Raw genomic sequence first — 21,448 nt, 5'->3', positions numbered from 1 at the left:
AATGGCCTGAGGCGCGGCGCGGTTTCTGTTTTTTATTTCCAAACATGTTACTTCTCCGTTAGGTCATCCCAGTCGAATGTTCGTTCGGCCTGTGAGGATTTTCGCCCCTCAGCCTGAGCCACCACCTGGATTTCGATCGGTTCGAATCCGTCTGGCAGCGCCAGCACACCTTCCACATCCTGAAAATAGCGGAAGCGGAATTTTACACCAAGGTCTTCAATATCCTGAGACAGGTCGCGCAAGGCGATGACTTCTTTCTCTTCGTCACGCAGGCCGATGACGTTAACCGCCACCACGCCTGAAATATAGCTTTTATTATTACCCACCTGGGTCAGCACCAGCTTGAAGTCGTAGGCGCCGGGCTGCCGGTCGGGGGCCAGCGTAAAGCTGTCCACCTGAAGCCCCTTGCTGGTTTCTGAAGGGGCCATGATGTTTTTATAGAAGGTCAGATCCGATTTCAGTGATGCAATCCGGGTTTCCAGCTTAACAATGCTTGTCCGGGCCTGCTTCATTGCCTGGCCGTCGATGGCCCGGCCTCGCTCAAGATTAATGACCTGCTGGCGCGCCTCAGTGTACTTGGTTCGAAGCGAGTCCAGCTCTTCTTCCAGCACCTGCATGGTCGCTTCAGCGCTGGAGGAACGAAAGCCACCCTGGGACAGCCCGGTGGCGTACCCGGCAATAGCCGCGATGATGGAAAACGCCAGTAGTATGGCGGTGCGCCGCAGCCGGTAACCTGGCCGGTGGCGAATCACCACATACTCGTGCTCGGGCTTTTGATCCTGGATCACCACCGCTCCCTATGGCAGAAGTGCCGGGGCTTCCAGCCCAAGCGTTTCTTTCAGGCCAAACATGATGTTCATGTTCTGAACCGCCTGTCCGGCTGCGCCCTTCACCAGGTTATCAATCACCGAGGAGACGATAACGATATTGCTCTGCTCCTGCCGGTGCAGCGCCATGCGGCACTGATTGGCACCCCGGACACTGCGTGTTTCCGGGTGACTGCCAAACGGCATGACATCAACAAACGGCTCGTCCTTGAAGCGCGCTTCGAACAGGTTCTGCAGCCGATCGAAATCCGCCGGATTCTTCAGCTCGGCGTAGAGCGTGGCCTCAATACCACGGATCATCGGGATCAGGTGCGGAACAAAGGTGACGCCAACGTCGGTTCCGGCCGCACCTGCCAGCCCCTGCCTGATTTCCGGCAGATGACGGTGGCCCGAGGCGCCGTACGCCTTGAAGCTCTCCCCCACTTCGCCGTGTAGCATGCCGATCTTGCCTTGCCGGCCGGCGCCGCTGGCACCGGACTTGGCGTCGGCGATCAGGCGGGCCGGATCAACCAATTCGTTCTCCAGCAGCGGCAGGAAGCCAAGTTGTACGGCTGTCGGGTAACAACCCGGATTGGCAACCAGCTGCGCTTCGCGAATGGCACCACGGGCCACCTCCGGCAAACCGTAAACGGCCTTGTCCGCCCACTCCGCGCTCTCGTGGGGCATGCCGTACCAGTTGGCCCAGACATCGAGATCTTTCAGACGGAAGTCGGCCGACAGATCAACCACCCGCACACCCGCTGCCATCAGCTCAGGCACCATGCGCATGCACACACCATGGGGCGTGGCAAAAAACACCAGGTCACAAGCTTTGAGCACGTCGGCTTCCGGCTCGGAAAAGGCCAGGTCGTAATGCCCGCGTAAATTCGGGTACATGTCGGCAACAGGCATACCTGCCTCCGACCGGGAAGTGATGCAATTTACGGTAACTTCCGGATGAACTGCCAAAATTCTCAGCAATTCGACACCGGTATATCCGGTGCCACCAACGATGCCTACTTTTATCACCTTATTCTCCAGCGTCTCCAGTGACGTCATCTCGGGGATGGGAGGATTGACCCCGTAGTCTACCATGATAAACCAAGGACTTATTGCAGCTGTCAGGGCGACCGTTACAATGTTGTCCAAAAGGCGCTGTTACCCCATCGCACCTAACCGGAACTCCGGCGTTCATGCAAAAACTCTGGCATCAGATTACCGAGCAACTCATCCCGCTTTTCCGACGCCGGCTATCCGGTGTTGATGCCCTGCCGCAGCTGGCTGTGCTTGGCCTGTTATCAGGACTGATCACCGGCGGTGTCATCCTGGTGTTTCGATTAGCCATCGAATGGCCCCTGGAACACTTCCTGCCCGGCGATGGCTCAGAATCCTTTGAAGAACTGGACCTGCTGACCCGGGGACTGCTGCCGCTCACCGGCGCCCTGATCCTGGGTTTCATGCTCCACCGACTGGCGACCCAGGACCGCAAGGTCGGGATTGTGCACGTCATGGAACGCCTGAATTATCACCAGGGCTACATCCCCTTCCGCAGCGCCGTGGTCCAGTTTGTGGCCGGCGTGGCCACCGTGGTGACTGGCCAATCGGCGGGCCGTGAAGGCCCCGCCGTGCACCTGGGTGCCGCTTTCTCCAGCCTGATGGGCCAGTGGATGCGCCTGCCCAACAACAGCATCCGCACCCTGGTGGCCTGCGGCTGCGCCGCAGCAATCTCGGCGTCATTCAACACCCCCATTTCCGGTGTCATCTTCGCCATGGAAGTGGTGATGATGGAGTACACCATCGCCGGCTTTACGCCGATCATCCTGCAGCGGTGAGTGCTGCCATTGTCACCCAGGCCGTCTACGGCTCGGAACCGGCCTTTAACGTACCGGCCCTGACCATGAACTCGCTGCTGGAAATCCCCTGGGTTCTGGTAATCGCGATCATCATCGGCATTGCCGCAGCGATCTTTATTCATGTGGTAGAAGTGATGGGGCGCCACCAGAACCGTCCGGTTATGCTCAGGATCGCCCTGGCCGGTTTGCTGATGGTGCCGTTCGCCATCCTGATGCCGGAAACCATGGGTATCGGCTACGACACAGTGAACGAGACCATCAACGGCCAGCTTGGTTTCTGGCTGCTGCTGGGCATTGGCGTGTCCAAGCTGCTGATCACTTCACTCAGCATCGGCCTGGGCATGCCCAGCGGGGTTATTGGTCCCACCCTGTTCATGGGCGCTACCCTGGGCGGCGCCATGGGCTTGGTCGGCGCCCAGATCCTGCCGGAGCAGGCATCATCGGTTGGCCTTTACGCCATGCTGGGCATGGGCGCGATGATGGGCGCTGTGCTGCAGGCGCCGTTGGCGGCGCTGATGGCACTGATGGAGTTGACCCGCAACCCCAACATCATTCTGCCCGGCATGCTGATCATTACCACCTCCAGCCTGGTCACCAGCGAGGCCTTCGGGAAAAAATCGCTGTTCCTGACCATCCTGAAGAGCCAGGGCCTGAGCTATCAGAATTCACCAATTACCCAGGCCCTGAGGCGGGTTTCCGTGGGCGCCATCATGGACCGGAGCATTCTCCGCACTGAACGCCACCTGACGGTCGAAGAAGCCCATCGGGTCCTGAAATCGGAACCGAAATGGTTGATTGTCGAAGGCAGTAACGGGCCCACGGCCCTTCTGCCCGCGGTGGATCTGGCCCGATACCTGGAGGACACGGAACGGCCCAAGGCTGAAGATGAATCCGGGGAGCCGGAAGCCGTGGACCTGATGAACATCCCGGCCAACCGCCGTGACGTGGCGCCGGTGCAGTATCAGGCCACGCTGGAAGAGGCCCTGAACGAATTCGATACAACCAATGCGGAGGCTCTTTACGTACAAAGGCATGTCGCACCGATGATCCAGCGGGTTTACGGCGTGGTGCTGAAATCCGATATCGAAAGCCATTACCAATACCGACGGAGCTGATACATGCTGTGGGTGAAAGCCTTCCACATAATCTCAATGGTGTGCTGGTTCGCCGGCATTTTTTATCTGCCCAGGCTGTTCGTGTATCACGCTGCCTGCGAGGACGAGCCCGGCCGCGAACGCTTCAAGATCATGGAGCGCAAACTGTATCGGGGCATCACTACGCCCTCGATGGTTGCCACGCTAATCTTTGGCTTCTGGCTGATCGGCTACAATCCGTCCGGGTATGCCAGCCAGGGCTGGCTGCACGCCAAACTGGTGCTGGTCGCGCTGCTGGTCGTATATCATTTTTACTGCGGCCATCTGGTCAAGGTGTTCCGTGACGACCGCAACACCCGCAGCCACGTGTTTTACCGCTGGTTTAACGAATTGCCGGTGTTTGTTCTGCTGGCCGTTGTTATTCTGGCCGTTGTCAGACCTTTCTAGGTTTAAAAGACTCTTCTAAGGAGCCAAGTCATCAAACGTTATACCCGACCTCAGGTTTTGATCCTGTCCGGCCTGGACCCCTCGGGCGGTGCCGGCATCCAGGCTGATATTCAGGCCGTGACCTCGCTAGGTTGTCACCCACTGCCGGTGCTGACCTGCCTGACGGTGCAGGACACCACCAACGTGTACGGCGCCGAAGCCGTTGATGCGGAGCTGGTCCGGAAGCAACTGAAGTGTGTGGCCGACGACGCCCCTATTCATGCCATTAAAACTGGCGCACTCGGCAATGCCGCCATTGTCGATGTACTGGTGGAGTTTCTGGCCCAGCACCCGGGCATTCCAGTGATTACCGATCCGGTGATCAAGGCTGCCGGTGGCGGCGACCTTGCCGATGACGAACTGATTGCCGCAATGAAACAGCGCCTGTTCCCCATGGCCGAAATGATCACCCCGAATGGCATCGAACTGAGCATGCTGGGTGACCACGGTGATCCGGCTCAGGCGGCCCAGAACCTGCTCGACGCCGGTTGCAAATCAGTATTGGCGACCGGTGGCCACGGCACCGGGCCGCACATCGTCAACACCCTGTTCAACCACGCCCCTGACCCGATGACCTGGGAAATCGAGCGCGTGGGTGGTGAATATCATGGCACCGGATGCACGCTCGCCGCCGCCATTGCCGCCGGCCGGGCCAGTGGCCTGTCGCCTCGGGCGGCCATCTCCCAGGCCCAGAACTACGTTAACCGCGCCATCCTGCACGCCCTTGATGTGGGCAAAGGCCAGCCAGTCCCCGATCGGGGCATTGCGTGGGAACGATGAGCAATATTCTCCAGCCCGGGCTTTACGCCATTACCGACAGCAAGCTGACACCCCCGGAATCCCTGATTGCCTCGGTGGACGCGGCTCTGCGTGGTGGCGCTGTTTTGATACAATATCGCGAAAAGTCAGCGCCCATGCCGGACCGACTCCGCCAGGCCCAGGACCTTCAGGCGATATGCTCGAATGCCGGTGTGCCGCTGTTGATCAACGATGACGTGGAACTGGCCCGACGCATTGGCGCCGCCGGTGTTCACCTCGGCCAGACCGACGGCTCTCATCGCCAGGCCCGGGAGGTACTAGGGGAAGACGCGATCATCGGCATCACTTGTCACGCTGATCTGGAGCTGGCGCAAAAGGCCTGCGACGCCGGCGCCAGCTACCTGGCGTTTGGCCGCTTCTACCATTCGGGCACCAAGCCCAATGCGCCGGCGGCCAGCCCGTCGGTACTGACAAGCGCCAGGCGGTTTCAGCGCCCACTAACGGCGATCGGCGGCATCACCGTGGACAACGGTACCCCGCTGATTCTGGCGGGCACGGACATGCTGGCGGTGGTCGGCGGCGTTTTCGGCGGCAGCCCGGCAGACATCGAACAGCGCGCCCGGGCCTTTACCCGCCTGTTCCAGGAACATCATCCACTTTTTTCAATCTCCAGATAACAGGACCCAGCCCATGACACACTCCGAAACTCTGTTCGAAGAAGCCCAGAAATACATTCCCGGCGGTGTGAACTCCCCGGTCCGGGCTTTTCGCGGCGTGGGTGGCACTCCGGTGTTCTTCAAGCACGCCGAAGGCGCTTACCTGTACGACGAGGACGACCGCCGCTATATCGATTACATCGGCTCCTGGGGCCCGATGATCCTCGGTCACTCACATCCTCGGATCAAAGAGGCCCTGCACGCCAGATCGATCTGGGCATTGGCTACGGCGCACCCACCTCGCTCGAAACCGACATGGCCAAGAAGGTCTGTGAACTGGTGCCATCCATTGATCTGGTGCGCATGGTCAACTCCGGTACCGAAGCGACCATGAGTGCGGTACGACTGGCCCGCGGTTACACCGGCCGGGATAAGATCGTTAAGTTCGAAGGCTGCTACCACGGCCACGTGGATTCCCTGCTGGTAAAGGCTGGCTCTGGCGCCCTGACCCTGGGCGTACCCAATTCCCCGGGCATCCCCGCCAGCCTGGCGGAACACACCCTGACCCTGACTTTCAACGACATCGACAGCGTGCGCGAGACGTTCGCCAAGATGGGTGACGAGATTGCCGCCATCATCGTTGAACCGGTTGCCGGCAACATGAACTGCATCCCACCGGTACCGGGCTTTCTGGAAGGCCTGCGGGAAGTCTGCAACGAACACGGCACGGTACTGATCTTTGACGAGGTGATGACTGGCTTCCGGGTTTCCCGTGGTGGCGCCCAGGAATATTACGGCGTAACACCGGATCTGACCGCGCTGGGCAAGGTCATCGGCGGCGGCTTGCCCGTCGGCGCCTTTGGTGGCAAGCGCGAAATCATGGAACACATCTCCCCGCTGGGGCCGGTGTACCAGGCCGGCACCCTCAGCGGTAACCCGCTGGCCATGCGTGCAGGCCTGACCACGCTGAATGCGATCTCCGAACCGGGCTTCCACGACCGGCTGACCGAGAAGACCAACGCCGTACGCGATGGTTTCAAGGCCGCTGCCGACGCCGCCGGTATTCCCCTTGCCGTGCAGAGTGCAGGCGGCATGTTTGGTTTCTTCTTCACCAGCGAAGCATCGGTAACCCGCTTTGATCAGGTCATGGGTTGCGATGTCGAGCGCTTCAAGAAGTTCTTCCAGGGCATGCTCAAAGAGGGCGTTTACCTGGCGCCGTCGGCGTTTGAGGCCGGCTTCACCACCGCCGCGCTCTCAGATGCCGATATCGAGCACACGATAAACGCGGCGCACAAGGTCATGGCTACGCTCTAACCCGGCATGCGTTAACTGCAACATCCGCACCGGCCCGCATGACCGTCGCTTCTGACGTGTCATCGCGGGCCATGGTTGTGACCGGTGTCACAACCCGCCCCAGAACTCCCCGCTATCTCGCCCTGTCGCATTGACTTACACACCAAACTGATCAAATTATGCTCAGATCTCGCAAGAGATGCTCTGACGGTAACGACTCAACAATCACAACAACGTAGTCAGCGCACGGATGCACGCAAGTACCTAGCCCGTCGGGGCAGTTTGAATAACAAACACAACATCAAACTGTAGGAACGACAATGAAATCCTGGATCAAAGTGATGGCTTTGGCCTGCGCTGTGGCGTGGTCAGCTCCCGCCGCCGCCTGGTGGTGGAACTCAACTCCCTCAAACTATACCGACACCCGGTATCCGATTGTTCTCGTCCATGGCATGTTCGGTTTCGACTCCATTGCCGGTGTCGACTACTGGTACGGCGTGGCTGAAGATCTGCGCAAATACGGCGCCGACGTTTACACCACGCAAGTCCCGGCGCTGGACAGCACCATTGCCCGCGGTGAAGCGCTATTGCCTCAGGTGCAGGCCATTGCCGCGGTGTATGGCAAGGTCAATCTGGTGGGGCACAGCCACGGCGGCCCAACCGCCCGCTACATTGCGCGGGTACGGCCAGACCTGGTGGCCTCGGTAACGTCCGTCGGCTCACCCCACAAAGGATCGCCGGTGGCGGACCTGATTTACGGTTCTCCGGCGGAGAGTCTGGCAGCATCACTGGGTAATGCCCTGGGTGGGCTGATTGACCTGATCTCCGGTGGCGGCTACAGCCAGGATCTGCGCTCCAGCCTGTATTCCCTGACCTCTGAAGGCAGCGCGGAATTCAACCGCTTTGCCCCGGCGGGCATGCCCACCACGTCCTGTGGCGAAGGCGCCCATTCTGCCAATGGCATTCGTTTCTACTCCTGGGGCGGGACTGGCGTGCTGACCAACGTACTGGATCCGTCCGATGCCCTTTTGGGCACCACCAGCCTGGCGTTTGGCTTCAGCCAGAATGACGGTCTGGTTGGCCGCTGCAGCAACCACTTCGGCAAGGTGATTCGCGACAACTACTTTATGAACCATCTGGATGAGGTGAATCAGGCCCTGGGCCTGCACAGCCTGTTTGAGACCGACCCGAAAACGGTCTTCAAACAGCACGCCAACCGCTTGAAAAACGTCGGTCTTTAAGCCCACTAAAGAACTCGCCGGGTCGTCTCCCGACCCGGCATGCCAATCTGTCCTGACTGTTACGCTTGCGTAACACTCCTACCTATCTCTTCAACATGTCGCTAAAGTAAAAAGAAGAATCGGCACTCATTTCTTGTCGATGTTTTTTTTGGACGGATTGAGGAGTTTGGTATGTATCGGTCACTTAGGCTTATTGGTATTTCAGCTTTGGCTGCCGGCGTTGCTGCCTGCGGTGGCGGTGGGAGCAGCAGTGATTCAGGCGAAACGGGCACGGTATCCTTTGGGGTCACCGACGCACCGGCGACGGAATTCAGCAATGTGACAGTTGCCTTCACAGAAATCCGACTCAAGCCGGAAAACGGCGATTGGATCAGCTTTCCCCTGGATGGCTTTGAAGACCAGAACTTGCTGGAACTGCAAGGTGGCGTCAGCGCTCCACTGATCACCGATGAGGAAGTGCCGGCGGGAAACTACACCGAACTGCGACTGATCGTCGACACACAGAACTCGTTCGTCAAACTCGAATCCGACGCAGACAGCACTTACACATTGGCAGTGCCGTCTGGGGAGCGGAGTGGCCTCAAGCTCAAGGGCGACTTCATCGTGGCCGCAGACACCTCTACCGACTTTACGGTGGATTTCGATGTGCATAAATCCATTGTGGACCCTCAAGGCGAGTCACTGGCCAATTATCTGCTGAAGCCTAGCATGCGACTGGTAAACAACCTTGAGGTGGGCAAGATCACAGGATTGGTGGACCATGCCACAATCAACTCCACAAGCTCTTGTGATTACGAAGCTCCGCCTACATTTTTGTCGGTGCTGATGTCGAGCCTAGCGACCTGAACGTGAACAATGACGCAGGCAACCCACTGCTCGTCATTCCAGTGAGCTTGGATGACGAAACCAGCCTTTATACCTACACCGCCGGTTTTCTGACTGAAGGGGAATACACCGTCAGCTACAGCTGTCAGACAGACGACAATGAGACAGATGAAGCAATCGAATTCTTTGGCGACCAGAACGTAACGGTAACTGCCGGAGAAACGGCGCAGGCCGAAACCATTCCGTTGACCCCCTGAGTATGGACAGTTCGCTTGGCACAAAAAAACCCCGCTCTTAAGCGGGGTTTTTCTTATTTGCACTTTCGAGACTCACAGATTAGCGGCACGCGCCTCAGCCTGATCCGCCCCCGCCACATTGCCCCGGGCCCGGCGAATATCCGCCAGCAACAACCAGCCCGAACGCTGCAGGCGTGCATCGCTGCCCGCCAGGGACAACCCCTTCAAGGTGAACTGCTCCGCCGTACCCAGCTGATTGCTGGCAACGTAGGCTTCCGAGAGTTTGAAATACACCTCGGCCGAGCGCGGTGCGATGCGCTGGGCCCGTTCCAGCCGGGCGATGGCCGCCGGGGCATCGCCCTGGGCCAGCAGGTTATCTGCTTCCCGGATCAGGCTGATGGCCGCCGGTGACAGGCTGTCGCCGGCATCCCGATAGCTGGGCGAACTGCTGCGCGGGGCCGGCTCGACCGGTTCAGACACTTCCGGCTGCTCGCTCTTGCGCCAAACCCGCGGCTCGTCCTCTTTGCTGCTGGCTTTGGGTGGCTCCGGCGCCTCGGCCCTGCTGCCGCCAGCCGGCACATAGATGGATTCTCCCGGTGCGGACGCGCAGCCCGCCAGGCCCAGGAACGCCGCCGCCGTGGCGGAATAAATCAGAAAACGCGTATTCATCGGAACAGTCCCTCAAACCAGCCTTTAATTTGCCGCTGCAGGTTACCAGAACAGGACACCGTCTGGGTGGGTTCGCTGCCGGAAATCAGCGGCACCAGCCGTGCACCGTTGCAATGTTCCTTGGTGAGCGCCTGGCGCTCGGCGTTCACCCACTGGTACTGGACGCCATCCGGTACCACCGGCGAGAAGCTGTGCTGTGGCACCTGGGCCATGAACCGGGACCAGACCGGCAGTGCGCCACTGGCGCCGGTGAGCGACGTCGGGCCGTTATCGTCCCGGCCGACCCAGGACACCGCCAGCAAATCCCCACTGAAGCCGGCAAACCAGGAATCCCGGCCGTCGTCGGTGGTGCCGGTTTTGCCCGCCAGCGTCAGTTCCTCGGGCACCGTGTAATAGGCGGACTTGCCGGTACCTTCCTGCATGGTTTCCTGCATGGCGTATTGCACCAGATGCACGGCGGCCGGATCGGCAACCTGGTCCACTTCCAGGCTGTAGCGGGACAGCGCTTCCCCGCCAGCATCGGTCACTTCGCGAATGGTGCGCAGCGGCGTGTTGAAGCCGGACGTCGCCAGGCCCTGGTACATCTGCGCCACGGTGACCGGGTTCATGGTTATCGAGCCCAGCAGCATGGACGGGTACTCGGAGATCGAGGACGTTACGCCGAACGCCTGCAGTGTGTCCTTGACCACATCCACCCCGATATCCAATCCGACCCGCACCGCAGGCAAATTGTAGGAGTGCGACAGGGCCTCGTGCAGGGGCACCTCCCCGCGCTCGGTCTTATCATAGTTTTTCGGCTGCCAACGGCGGCCGTCGTCAAATTCCAAGGTGAAGGATTTGTCCAGCACCGGGGTAATCAAGGTGTACCGCTCGGGCTGCTCCAGGGCAGCCAGATAGATGAACGGCTTGATCAGGGAGCCAATGGGACGATTGGCATCCAGCGCCCGATTGAAGCCGGCGTATTGCGGATCGCGACCTCCCACCAAGGCCAGCACCTCACCGCTGTCTTTTGCGGTGACCACCATGGCGGCCTCCAGCGCCTCGCCGGTCTCGCCACTGGCCAGCCGGCCCAGGGTGTCGGTCACCGCATACTCGGCCGCGTTCTGAATGGCCGGGTTCAGGGTGGTGAAGATTCGCAGGCCTTCGCTGCGCAGATCCTCTTCCCGATAATCCCGGGCCAGGTGCCGGCGAACCAGATCGATATAAGCCGGGTACCGGTTCTCCGAGTATGACGGACGGGCACTGACGCCAAGAGGCTTGCCCCTGGCCTTTGCGGCCCGTACCGAATCGATCAGGCCAGCCTCTTCCATCTCTGACAGCACCAGGTTGCGGCGCGCGGTTGCACGCTCCGGGTGCCGGCGAGGGTTGTAGTAACTGGGCCCCTTAACCATGCCCACCAGCAGGGCGATCTGATGCTCCTGCAGGTCACGCAGGGATTCCCCGAAATAGAACTGACTGGCCAGGCCAAAGCCATTGATGCTGCGCGTTCCCGCCTGCCCCAGGTACACCTCGTTCAGGTAGGTCTCAAGGATGTCGCCTTTCTCGTAGTGCAGCTCCAGCAGCAGCGACATCAGGCTTCGTTGCCCTTGCGCACCAGAGTCTGGTCCCGGGTCAGGAAGAAGTTTTTGACCAGCTGCTGGGTCAGGGTGCTGCCGCCCTGGACAATCTCGCCCGCGCGAATGTTGGCGAGCATCGCCCGGGCAATGGACAGCGGCGCGATCCCGGCGTGATCAAAAAAGTTACGATCCTCGACCGCCATCAGGGTGGTCGGCAGCAGGGCCGGCACCTCCTCCAGCTGCACCAGAATCCGGTCTTCCTTGTGGGATGGGTAGATACCACCGATCTGTGCCGGCTCCAGCCGGACGATGGGTGAAGCCTCGCCGCTCAGCACTGAGAACTTCTCGACCCGATCCCGGTAGACGGTGAGTGCCAGCCGGCGCCGGGGCTCTTCTCCATCCGGGAACTGGAAGCCGCGGGTGCTGATGACAAAACGCCCGCCGCTGCGCTGATAGGTACCGGCCCGCGAACCATCGCCCTTACGGAACCCAGACAACTCCAGCTCCCGCTCCAGGGCGCTGGCGCTGATGCTGGCGCCGTCATAAAGTTCCAGAGGGCGGGCATAGACCCGGGACGGCACTTCAAAGCGGCGGCCCTCGAAACGCGAGGTTATGACCGCATCGAGGTAGACCGTCCACCCCGCCAGCAGGACCAGGCCGATGGCACTGGCCCGAAAGACAAATCGCCAGAACCACGGGCGGCGACCGTTTCTTGATGATTTACGGGGTGTTTTTCTATTGCGCTTGGAGGAAGGGGTCGATTTTTTCATGGGCCGATTATACCGAAGGCGATCGCTCCAAAGGCAGGCCAACTGTGTGTTATTTCTGTAATCCGCCCGTTATAGTAGGGCCAGAGAATTCAATAGGTTCAGGGCTCTCTCAACACACTCTCAAAGCGCTTTCAAAGCGCTGTCCGGAGCGGGATCCAGAGCACTATCCATAGCATTTTAGGAGCACACTGTGAGCGAGACTTCCCCAGGCACGCTGGTTCAGGCAATGCAAAATCCCGACCTGTACCCGCACCCGGTTCATGAATTTCACGTCATCGAAACTCACATTTCCCAGGTCATCCTGACCGGTGAGTTCGCCTACAAGATCAAGAAACCCATGGATTTCGGCTTCCTGGACTTCTCGACACTGGCCCGCCGCAAGCATTTTTGCGAAGAAGAGCTGCGCCTGAACCGCCGTCTGGCCGAGCCCCTGTACCTGGAAGTTCTGCCCATCACCGGCAGCCCCGAACAGCCTGTACTGGGTGGCTCCGGCGAAGCCTTCGAATACGTGATCAAAATGCGTCAGTTCAGCCAAGATCAGCTGTTTGATCGCCTGCAGGAACAGGGTGAGCTGGCACCCGAGGCCCTGACTGATCTGGCCCGGCAGGTTGCAGGCTTCCACGAACAGTTGCCGCCGGTGCCTGATGACAAGCCGCTAGGGACGCCGGAAGCTGTGTACGCGGCCATGCAGGAGAACTTCGACCAGATCCGGCCGATGATTGACGATAAAGCCCTGCTGGCCCAGCTCGACAACCTCGAGGCCTGGACCGAAACCACCTTTGAGCGCCACCGTGAGCTGATCGCCGAGCGCCGTGCCAAGGGACTGGTGCGGGAATGCCACGGCGACCTGCACCTAGCCAACATCACCAGCTATGACGGCAAGGTCACGGTCTTCGACTGCATCGAGTTCAATGAGCCATTCCGCTGGATCGATGTCATCAACGATCTCGCGTTCCTGCTCATGGATCTTGAATCCCGGCAGGAAGAGGCGCTGGCGAACCTGGTCCTGAACACCTACCTGGAGTATCGGGACGATTTCGAAGCCCTGCCCCTGCTGCCGCTGTACAAGGCCTACCGGGCCATGGTTCGCGCGAAGATCGCCCTGTTCACCCTGGGCAATCCCGCCCTCAGCGACGATGAGAAGGCGAGCCTGCATCAGCGTTACCGCGACTATGCCCAGCTGGCGGAAGACTACAGCATTATCCCCAACCCTTACCTGCTGGCCTCAACCGGCCTGTCAGCCAGTGGCAAATCCTTTGTCTGCTCGGCGATGGCGGGTGACCTCGGCTGATCCGGCTGCGTTCCGACGTTGAGCGCAAACGCATGCATGGGCTCGCGCCGCTGGAGAGCAGCAAGTCACCCACCGGCGGCAACCTCTACACTGAGGAAGCCAACGAGCAAACCTACCAGCGACTGGCGACATTGGCCGGTCAGCTGCTGGCGGCAGGCATGCCGGTAGTGGTGGATGCGGCGTGTCTGAAGGAGCGTGAGCGTTCGCTGTTTGCCGACGTCGCCGAGCACCTAGCGGTGCCTTTCGCGCTGCTGCACTGCGATGCACCCGAGGAATTGCGCCGGGAATGGATTCGGAATCGTAGCGGAGATGCCTCGGAAGCCACTGAAGAGCTGCTGGACGAGCAGCAGACCTGGTACGAGCCTTAACGCCGGAAGAGCGCAGCCATACCATTCATTTGCAGACGGAACAGGAACATGTGGCCGAGGCGGTCGCCGACCGGATCCGCCAGCATTTCGGCCTACCCCCGCGCTGATACGCACCCAGAACCGGGAGGAACACCTTGGCGACAACGGCACCAGACAGTGGCCAGTGGCAAACCGTTTGCCTGCAGGATGAGCTCCAGGCGGGACAACCCCTGGAGTTTCGCATTCAGCAGCAAGCCGCGGAACCGGGAGCCATGCCGCTTACCGGCTTCCTGTTATTGCACGATGGCCAACCCCAGGCCTACGTTAATCAATGCCCGCACCTGGGCATTGAATTGAACTGGATGCCCGGCAAGTTCATGGATGCCGACAATCTGTTCATTCAGTGCTCCACCCACGGCGCCCTTTTTAAACCGGGCACCGGCGAGTGCATCGCGGGCCCCTGCCAGGGCGACGCCCTGGCCGCTCTCGATCTTCGGATCGAGGGCGGTACCATTCAGATCAGACTTCCAGAATAACCGGCACTGATTCGGTCAGCGTCATCTTTCCGGAAGGATCGCCGCTATCGGTGGCCAGGCCGGCTCGGTAGGCAATCACCTCAACCCCGGCATCACAGGCTTCCCGCAGTAACCGCCCATAGGTCGGATCAATGTGATCGGCTGGGCGCACGGTCTGAATGCCGGTGTGGTTCACCACAAAGAACAACACCGCCCGGTCTCCCCGGGCCACCTGGGCCATCAGCTCCCGCAGGTGTTTCTGACCTCGAGTAGTGACCGCATCGGGGAAGAAGCCCTGATCAGTTTCCGCCAGGGTGACGTTTTTCACCTCCACCCAGGCGTCTGGCTGATGGTCGTGACCGGTCAGCAGGAGATCGATACGACTCTTTTCGTCGCCGTACTTCACTTCCGCCCGGCAGCCAGCGTAGCCCGCCAATTCCACCGCCACACCACTCTCGACTGCGGCTCGGGCCTGGGCGTTTGGACGCGCGGTGTTAATGCAGGCCAGCCTGCCCGGCGAGGTCTCCACCAGCTCCCAGGTATAGGGCAGTTTGCGCTTGGGATTGTCGCTTCGGCTCAGCCAAACCCGGGCATCCTCGGCTGGCAGCCCAGCATGGAACCGGTGTTCGGACAGTGGGCGGTTACCTCGCTTCCGTCCGGCAGGCGCACGTCCGCCAGGAAGCGTTTATACCGGCGAATCAGGCGCCCCTCGACCAGGGGTTCGGGAAAGTTCATGTGGTCTCCATTCAAAAGTCGGTATCACAAGGCTGGCACCCCCGTGACTTATCTGCTATTTTCCGCAAATTCCCGTTTCAGGACGAATGCTTCATCCAGGGTTAAACCGCTCAGCCACGGGGGCTCAAGCGGTGGGAAGCAAAGCGTTCTTGTGAAGTACAAACAAGAGGCCGGGTTCAATGGCAAACACTGCAGAACAACCACGCGAACGTTTTACTAACTTCACCCCTTACGAAATGAAGAAGGGTGAAGAGTACATGAGTGCTGAAATGCTGGAGCACTTCAAAAATCTGCTGCTGCAATGGAAACAGGAGCTGATGGAAGAAGTGGACCGCACCATGCACCACATGCAAGAAGACGCCGCAAATTACGCCGATCCCAGTGATCGCGCAACCCAGGAAGAGGAATTCAGCCTGGAACTGCGGACCCGTGATCGCGAGCGTAAATTGATCAAGAAAATCGACAAGACCATTGATCGCATCGACAAAGACGATTACGGCTTCTGCGATCAGTGCGGTGTCGAAATCGGCATCCGTCGCCTGGAAGCACGGCCGACAGCGACCCTGTGCATTGACTGCAAAACCCTCGCTGAAATTCGCGAGCGCCAGACTGGCATCTGAGTCAGCTTACCCGCAGCAGCCGGCCGTGCTTTTCAAAAGCCGCCGGCTGACTGACCCATCATGACCATAGCTCGTTACCGGGGCCGATTCGCGCCCTCACCCACAGGCCCTTTGCATTTTGGCTCTCTGGTCGCGGCCCTTGCCAGTTACCTGGAGGCCCGCAGCCACAACGGCCAATGGCTGGTTCGTATCGAAGATCTGGACCCACTCCGGGAGCCCGCCGAAGCCACCGGCCAGATCCTGAACAGCCTTGAAGCCCACGGCTTGTTTTCCGACGAGCCCGTACGTTTCCAGTCCCGCCGCCACGAGGCCTATCAGGCAGCCATCGATCTGTTGATGACCACCGGCGATGCCTATCGGTGCGTGTGCTCCCGCAAGGAGCTCCAACAACACAGCGGCCGCCACCCCCATGGCTGCCGGGATCGGCAGGCTGGCCCCACCGATCGCCCATCGGCGGTTCGCTTTGCGCTTACCGATGAGCACAATCACTGGCAGGACCTCCTTTTAGGCCCCCAGAGCCAAACCGTCAGCGCCGAACTGGACGACCCGGTCATACTGCGAAAGGAAGGCTTTTACGCCTACCAGTTAGCCGTGGTAGTGGACGACATTGACCAAGGCATTACCGATGTGGTCCGGGGCTCGGACCTGCTCGACATGACCGCCCAGCAAACCCAGATTTACCGGGCATTGGGCACCACCCCGCCCCGCTGGCTGCATGTGCCGGTCATCGTCAACGAACAGGGCCAGAAGCTCAGCAAGCAGACCCACGCCCCGGCGCTGAACGACGACAAGCCTGCCGACAATCTGATCCAGGCCCTGGTGGCATTGGGCCAGATGCCACCGGCGTCACTCGCCGGTGCCCCGGTCGACAGCATCCTGGACTGGGGCACCAGCCACTGGCGGCGCGAGGCCATCCACCTGACATCCGGGTGAACCCCGTGGTATAAAGCGGTTCACAAACCTCAGCGCGGATAGCATGCCTGATGTATATCTACCGTCTGGTCTTCCTGTTGGTTTTGGCCATCTACATCTTCTCTCCCAATATCCTCGATTGGTGGACCTCGCCGGGTAACGCCTGGTATAGCCCCTATTTGATCTGGGCCGGCATTATTGCCATCGGTTTCTGGCTGGAATGGCGACGGGATCCCAATGAGTTTTAGCGCCGCAAGCCTACTCGCTGCCAGCCTGCTCTACCTGGTGATCCTGTTTGCTATCGCCTGGGTAACCGAGAAGGGCACCCTGCTCCGGCATTGGGTCAGACATCCGCTGGTCTACACCCTGAGCCTGGGCGTCTACGCCGGTATCTGGGCGGTTTATGCCGCCGTTGGCGTGGCGGCGGATTCCGGTTACGGCTTTCTTGCCTATTACCTCGGCATCAGTGGTGCCTTCCTGCTGGCGCCGGTGCTGCTGAACCCGGTATTGCGTATCGGCCGCGCCTACCAGCTCACCTCGCTGGCCGACCTCTTCGCTTATCGATATCGCAGCCAGTGGGCCGGCACCCTGGTCACCCTGTGCTCCGGCGGCGCCATCCTGGCCCTGCTCAGCATGCAGATTCAGGCGGTTACCACCTCAGCCAGCATTCTTGCTCCGGACACCTCGCCCCGGGCCATTAGCGTGATGTTCAGTATCACGGTGGTACTGTTTGCCATGCTGTTTGGTGCCCGACGTGACCAGAAGTCCGACAATCATCAGGGCCTGGTCCTGGCCATCGCCTTCGACTCCCTGGTCAAGCTGGTGGCCATGCTGGTATTGGGCGGGGTTATCCTGTTTGGCGTCTTCGGCGGCATGGACGGCCTCGAAGGCTGGCTGCTCAGCAACAGCTCGCCGGCCACCACCATGACCCTGAGCGTGGACGATGGCAGCTGGCGAGCGCTGATGCTGATGTCGTTTGCCGGGGCCCTGGTACTGCCGCACATGTACCACATGACATTCAGCGAGAACCCGTCACCCAAGGCGCTGGCCAAAGCCAGCTGGGGGCTGCCGCTGTACCTGCTGTTAATCGGCCTACCGGTTCCGCTGATTCTGTGGGGTGGCCAGGCGCTGGCGGTAACCACGGGCCCGAGCTTCTACGCCATCGGCGTAGCCCAGAGCCTCGACAGCCCGGGACTAACCCTGATGATGTACATCGCCGGGTTGTCGGCCGCCAGCGGCCTGATGATCGTCAGCACCCTGGCCCTGGCCGGGATGGTGCTCAACCACGTGGTGTTGCCGCTAAAAACCCCTCGGGACCAGGGCGATATCTACCGCTGGCTGCAGGGCATCAAGCGCATGCTGATCGCCGGCATTATTTTCCTGGCCCTGCTGTTCCATGAAACCCTGGGCAAGAACCTGGATTTGTCCATTCTGGGGATTATTTCCCTGTCCGGTGTTCTGCAGCTGCTGCCCGGCGCCCTTGGAGTGATCTACTGGCCCGAAGGCAATCGCCGGGGCCTGATCGCCGGTCTGTTGGTCGGGCTTGCCATCTGGATCGTCACCCTGGTGCTGCCCTTTGCGCACACCGCAAATCTACTCGCCCTGTTTGATGCGCCGCTGGTGCCGGACTACAGCAACTGGCACATCTTTACCTTCATCAGTCTGACCGCCAATGTCGCGGTATTCGCGCTGATATCCATGGTCAGCACCAGCAGCAACGAAGAAAACAGCGCGGCCCAGGCCTGCTCGCTGGGCGCCCTCTCCCGCCCCCAACGTCGGGAGCTGCTGGCCGCGTCCTCCACCGAATTCGCCAAACAACTGGCCGAACCTCTGGGCCGGGGCGTGGCCAAACGGGAAGTTGAACGCGCACTGGCGCAACTGAAACTGCCGAAGCTGGAGTACCGCCCTTACCAGCTGCGGCGACTGCGGGATCAGATTGAGGTCAACCTGTCTGGCCTGCTTGGGCCATCAGTTGCCCGGGACATGGTAAAACGGCACCTGGGCTTCAAACCCATGACACGGGGCGGCACCGGCCAGGACATCCGTTATGTCGAGCGAGCACTCGGGGAATACCAGAACCAGCTGACCGGGCTTGCCGGCGAGCTGGACAATCTGCGCCGCCATTACCGTCAGACTCTGCAGAATCTGCCGATCCCGGCCTGTTCGGTGGGCGAGGACGGCGAAATACTGATGTGGAACCACACCATGGAAAGCCTGACCGGCATCACCGCCGACGATGTTGTCGGCGCACGCCTGATGGCCCTGCCCGAGCATTGGCACATTCTGCTGGACGACTTCCATAATGGCGACGAACTGCATCGCTACAAACATCGGCTGGACCTGCGTGGCAAACCCCACTGGCTGAACCTGCACAAGGCAGCCCTGAGCGGGCCGGATCATACCGAGGGCGGCAGCATCATCCTGGTGGAAGACCAGACCGAGACCCGGCAGCTGGAAGACGAGCTGATGCACAGCGAGCGACTGGCCTCGGTGGGCCGGCTAGCCGCCGGAGTTGCCCATGAGATCGGCAACCCGGTGACTGGCATCTCCTCACTGGCGCAGAATCTGCGCCTGGAAACAGACAACCCGGACATCCTCGATACCGCCGACCAGATTCAGCAGCAAACCCGGCGGATTTCCACCATCCTGCAATCACTGATGAATTTCGCCCGCACCGGCAACCGTGCTCATGCGAACCGCTATGAGCCGGTGACCATTCACCGGTGCGTGGATGAGTCCATAAATCTGCTGTCGCTGAGCGACAAGGGCATGGGGGTGCACTTTGTAAACGACTGCCCGCCAAATCTTCAGGTGCTCGGCGATGAACAACGCCTCGTACAAGTATTTATTAACCTGCTAGCCAATGCCCGGGATGCCTCACCCACGGGCGGCTCGGTCCGGGTCAGTGGAAACGGCGATGGCTACTCCGCTATCATCGAGGTCGTCGATGAGGCTCCGGCATACCGGCCGATCAGCTTGATCACGTGTTCGAACCCTTCTATACCACCAAAGCCCCGAACAAAGGCACCGGCCTGGGCCTGTCATTGGTGTACAGTATCGTGGAAGAACATTACGGCAACATCCAGGTGGACAGTCCGGCTAACCCGGACACTGGCACCGGCACCTGTGTACGCTTGAGGCTACCCGCCTACGAGCCGGAAACCGGCACCACCACCGTCAGCCAGAACGAAAGGTCATGAAACCTCTATGCCTCGCATTCTGATCGTAGAAGATGAAGACATTATTCGCTCAGCAGTGCGCAAACTGCTCCAGCATGCTGGATACACGGTGTCCGACGCCGCATCGGTGGAGGAAGCCGAGCAGAATTTCGAGCCGGAACAGTTTGATCTGATCATCTCTGATCTTCGACTACCGGGTGCCCCCGGCACCGAACTGATCAACCGGGCTCCGAACACTCCGGTACTGATCATGACCAGCTATGCCAGCCTGCGCTCTGCAGTCGATTCCATGAAGATGGGCGCGGTCGAATACATCGCCAAGCCTTTCGATCATGACGAAATGCTCGCTGCGGTTGAGAAAATCCTGGCCCGGAAGATGCCAGGTACGACCACCGGCGACCTGCAGGGAGGATCAGACGCCAGCCCGGAGGACAGCGATCCGGCCAACATCATGTTTGGCCACTGCGAACCCATGCAGCGCGTCTTCACGCTGATTCGCAAAGTCGCACCGACCGAAACCACGGTGCTGATCCAGGGTGAATCGGGTACCGGTAAGGAATTGGCGGCACGGGCCCTGCACCTGCTCAGCCCCCGCGCCTCCAAGCCACTGATCTCAGTGAACTGCGCCGCGATTCCGGAAAGCCTGATTGAGTCGGAGCTGTTCGGCCATGAGAAGGGCGCCTTCACCGGCGCGGTTTCGGCACGGACCGGCCTGATCGAGGCCGCCGACGGCGGCAGTCTATTCCTGGACGAAATTGGGGAACTGCCGGCAGAAGCCCAGGCCCGCCTTCTGCGGGTGCTGCAGGAAAGCGAAATTCGCAAGGTCGGCTCCACCCAGAGCCGGACCGTGAATGTTCGGATGATTGCCGCGACCCACCGTAATCTGAAAGCCATGACCCGCACCGGCGAATTCCGTGAGGATCTGTATTACCGTCTCAACGTCATGCAGATCCGTATTCCGCCGCTGCGCGAGCGCCAGGCCGACATACTCGGCCTGGCCCGACGCTTTCTGAAACGTCAGGGCGAGAAGATGGGCAAGCCCCTGCTCAACCTGAGCCCGGAAGCCATGCGGGCGCTGGAACGGCATCGCTGGCCGGGCAACGTGCGCGAGCTTGAGAACGCCATTGAACGCGCGACCATCCTTTGTGACGGTGACGTGATTTCACCGGGACTGCTCGACCTGGACAGTGAAGCTGGCGACGAATACATCCCGGAAACACTCGTCGAGGGCAACAACGAGCAAACCCGCGCCACCGATGTCGATTCCTCCAACGACCTGTCGCTGGAAGACTACTTCCAGCACTTTGTCCTGGAAAACCAGGATCGCATGAGCGAAACCGAGTTGGCCCAGAAACTGGGTATCAGTCGAAAGTCCCTGTGGGAGCGTCGCCAGCGCCTGGGCATTCCGCGCAAGAAAAGTTCAGGCAATTAATAAAATGAATCCAGGCTCCATTGTTACCACCTGTTCCTCCCGGTAACACTCGCCACAGAATTAATGAGATCTCAGTAACACTTTCACTGTGTACGGGGTAACACTTACAATCGAAAAAATCGTAACACACTGTTAATAAAGAATTTATAAAACTTGGCACACGGACTGCAACC

14 protein-coding genes and 6 pseudogenes are annotated in these 21,448 nt (G+C 60.1%); 15 read left to right on the top strand and 5 right to left on the bottom strand.

What is annotated here, in order from left to right; all coding sequences use genetic code 11:
- Positions 1–47: 47 nt before the first annotated feature.
- The gene (locus tag AU14_RS11590) at positions 48–788 is read right to left on the bottom strand and encodes a DUF6776 family protein (protein ID WP_041343919.1); all 741 of its coding nucleotides are present in this window, start codon (positions 786–788) and stop codon (positions 48–50) included.
- Positions 789–797: 9 nt separating this feature from the next.
- A complete protein-coding gene (gene argC / locus AU14_RS11585; RefSeq protein ID WP_041343917.1) occupies positions 798–1,835 on the bottom strand; it encodes an N-acetyl-gamma-glutamyl-phosphate reductase in 1,038 nt (345 codons plus the stop codon).
- A 164-nt stretch (positions 1,836–1,999) separates the two neighbouring features.
- Here argC and AU14_RS11580 point away from each other — a divergent pair.
- From AU14_RS11580 to AU14_RS21660, 8 genes and pseudogenes are all read left to right on the top strand, one after another.
- Positions 2,000–3,774: pseudogene (locus AU14_RS11580) on the top strand (chloride channel protein).
- 3 nt (positions 3,775–3,777) lie between these two features.
- The gene (hemJ, locus tag AU14_RS11575; protein WP_041340976.1) at positions 3,778–4,200 is read left to right on the top strand and encodes a protoporphyrinogen oxidase HemJ; all 423 of its coding nucleotides are present in this window, start codon (positions 3,778–3,780) and stop codon (positions 4,198–4,200) included.
- 60 nt (positions 4,201–4,260) lie between these two features.
- Positions 4,261–5,019, top strand: coding sequence for a bifunctional hydroxymethylpyrimidine kinase/phosphomethylpyrimidine kinase (gene thiD, locus AU14_RS11570; protein WP_094191288.1), 759 nt, complete (start codon positions 4,261–4,263; stop codon positions 5,017–5,019).
- On the top strand, positions 5,007–5,675 hold the full coding sequence (gene thiE / locus AU14_RS11565) for a thiamine phosphate synthase (protein ID WP_201773474.1): 669 nt from the start codon (positions 5,007–5,009) through the stop codon (positions 5,673–5,675). Before thiD ends, thiE begins: the two co-directional genes overlap by 13 nt.
- Positions 5,676–5,688: 13 nt before the next feature.
- Positions 5,689–6,968, top strand: a pseudogene (gene hemL, locus AU14_RS11560) (glutamate-1-semialdehyde 2,1-aminomutase).
- Positions 6,969–7,267: 299 nt separating this feature from the next.
- Complete coding sequence (locus AU14_RS11555) at positions 7,268–8,188, top strand: lipase family alpha/beta hydrolase (RefSeq protein WP_041340968.1); 921 nt, start codon at positions 7,268–7,270, stop codon at positions 8,186–8,188.
- A 171-nt stretch (positions 8,189–8,359) separates the two neighbouring features.
- Positions 8,360–9,034, top strand: a complete 675-nt coding sequence (locus AU14_RS11550) for a DUF4382 domain-containing protein (RefSeq protein WP_236744022.1) — start codon at positions 8,360–8,362, stop codon at positions 9,032–9,034.
- Between the two features lie 2 nt (positions 9,035–9,036).
- The gene (locus tag AU14_RS21660) at positions 9,037–9,270 is read left to right on the top strand and encodes a hypothetical protein (protein ID WP_236744021.1); all 234 of its coding nucleotides are present in this window, start codon (positions 9,037–9,039) and stop codon (positions 9,268–9,270) included.
- A gap of 72 nt (positions 9,271–9,342) precedes the next feature.
- On the opposite strand, the gene AU14_RS11545 is transcribed toward AU14_RS21660, so the two are convergent.
- On the bottom strand, positions 9,343–9,918 hold the full coding sequence (locus AU14_RS11545) for a tetratricopeptide repeat protein (protein WP_041340966.1): 576 nt from the start codon (positions 9,916–9,918) through the stop codon (positions 9,343–9,345).
- Positions 9,915–12,244: pseudogene (gene mrcB / locus AU14_RS23885) on the bottom strand (penicillin-binding protein 1B). Before mrcB ends, AU14_RS11545 begins: the two are co-directional and overlap by 4 nt.
- Before the next feature lie 226 nt (positions 12,245–12,470).
- On the opposite strand from mrcB, the pseudogene AU14_RS11535 reads away from it, so the two are divergent.
- Together AU14_RS11535 and AU14_RS11530 are read left to right on the top strand one after the other, a co-directional pair.
- Positions 12,471–14,010 (top strand): annotated as a pseudogene (locus AU14_RS11535) (bifunctional aminoglycoside phosphotransferase/ATP-binding protein).
- Positions 14,011–14,037: 27 nt separating this feature from the next.
- A complete protein-coding gene (locus tag AU14_RS11530; RefSeq protein WP_041340963.1) occupies positions 14,038–14,418 on the top strand; it encodes a Rieske (2Fe-2S) protein in 381 nt (126 codons plus the stop codon).
- Here AU14_RS11530 and sfsA read toward each other — a convergent pair.
- Positions 14,402–15,132 (bottom strand): annotated as a pseudogene (sfsA, locus tag AU14_RS11525) (DNA/RNA nuclease SfsA). The gene AU14_RS11530 and the pseudogene sfsA sit on opposite strands and share 17 nt — an antisense overlap.
- Before the next feature lie 179 nt (positions 15,133–15,311).
- Between sfsA and dksA the strand changes: the two are divergent.
- From dksA to AU14_RS11500, 5 genes and pseudogenes are all read left to right on the top strand, one after another.
- The gene (gene dksA, locus AU14_RS11520; RefSeq protein ID WP_041340960.1) at positions 15,312–15,752 is read left to right on the top strand and encodes an RNA polymerase-binding protein DksA; all 441 of its coding nucleotides are present in this window, start codon (positions 15,312–15,314) and stop codon (positions 15,750–15,752) included.
- 60 nt (positions 15,753–15,812) lie between these two features.
- Positions 15,813–16,685 (top strand): tRNA glutamyl-Q(34) synthetase GluQRS, encoded by an 873-nt coding sequence (gene gluQRS, locus AU14_RS11515; protein WP_041340957.1) that lies wholly within the window; start codon positions 15,813–15,815, stop codon positions 16,683–16,685.
- A gap of 50 nt (positions 16,686–16,735) precedes the next feature.
- Complete coding sequence (locus AU14_RS19650) at positions 16,736–16,912, top strand: hypothetical protein (RefSeq protein WP_041340954.1); 177 nt, start codon at positions 16,736–16,738, stop codon at positions 16,910–16,912.
- A pseudogene (locus tag AU14_RS11505) lies at positions 16,902–19,864 on the top strand (ATP-binding protein). Before AU14_RS19650 ends, AU14_RS11505 begins: the two are co-directional and overlap by 11 nt.
- Before the next feature lie 7 nt (positions 19,865–19,871).
- Entirely contained in the window at positions 19,872–21,275 is a 1,404-nt protein-coding gene (locus tag AU14_RS11500) for a sigma-54-dependent transcriptional regulator (protein WP_041340952.1), read from the top strand.
- Positions 21,276–21,448 lie beyond the last annotated feature (173 nt).

The organism is Marinobacter similis (assembly GCF_000830985.1).
Classification (GTDB): domain Bacteria; phylum Pseudomonadota; class Gammaproteobacteria; order Pseudomonadales; family Oleiphilaceae; genus Marinobacter; species Marinobacter similis.
Note: the sequence above shows the minus strand (reverse complement) of the source record. Positions and strands in the feature narration are given on the sequence as shown.